General features: G+C 62.7%; 1 protein-coding gene and 1 pseudogene. Both read left to right on the top strand.

Features of this window, described 5'->3' with window-relative positions; all coding sequences use genetic code 11:
• Window positions 1-360, top strand: a 360-nt coding sequence (gene trbC / locus IBT54_RS24860) for a type-F conjugative transfer system pilin assembly protein TrbC (protein WP_201253326.1), incomplete at its 5' end; no start/stop codon positions are given.
• Window positions 357-598 (top strand): annotated as a pseudogene (locus IBT54_RS24855) (conjugal transfer protein TraN); the annotation flags it as partial. The gene trbC and the pseudogene IBT54_RS24855, both read left to right, overlap by 4 nt.

Raw genomic sequence — 598 nt, 5'->3', positions numbered from 1 at the left:
GTGTATTTCGTGAGCCTGGGTATCCCGGAGGAGGGGCTGCTGCCGATGCTTGCGGACGCCCGCCGCTTCGGCATACCGGCCACGCTGCGCGGCCTGCTGAACAACGACTTCCGTCAGACCGCTGAGACGATGTTTGAACTGTCTAAAAAAGATAAGCAGGCCGGGGTGCAGATTGACCCGACCCTGTATGAGAAATACAACATCCGGGCCGTGCCGGCGCTCGTCGTTACCTGTGGCAGTCAGTCGGACGTCATCTACGGCAGCCTGCCGGTTAAGCAGGCGCTCGAAGAGGTTAAGCAGCGCGGTGACTGTGGCAGTACGGCCGCGCAGCTGCTGCAGGATGCGGAGGGTACGAAATGAAGCGTGCCCTGCTGCTTTCTTTATGTCTGATGGCGTCCGGCGCATTCGCTGATGCGACGAGTGACGCTTACAACGCGGGTGCGGGATATGCCGGCTCAAATAAGGGGCAGGGCACCGCTGCGGCGAAGGGGACCGACCCGGCGTCAGTGATCCCGGGCTACACCGCCAGTCCTCCGCAGGGGGGGTATTACGGCGGCGTGCAGGGCGGGGACGGCGGGATAAAGGATAAGGGACAGAC

Source organism: Pantoea sp. S62 (assembly GCF_016658625.1).
In the GTDB taxonomy this organism is placed as follows: domain Bacteria; phylum Pseudomonadota; class Gammaproteobacteria; order Enterobacterales; family Enterobacteriaceae; genus Pantoea; species Pantoea vagans.
This window is presented reverse-complemented; position numbering and strand designations above follow the sequence as displayed.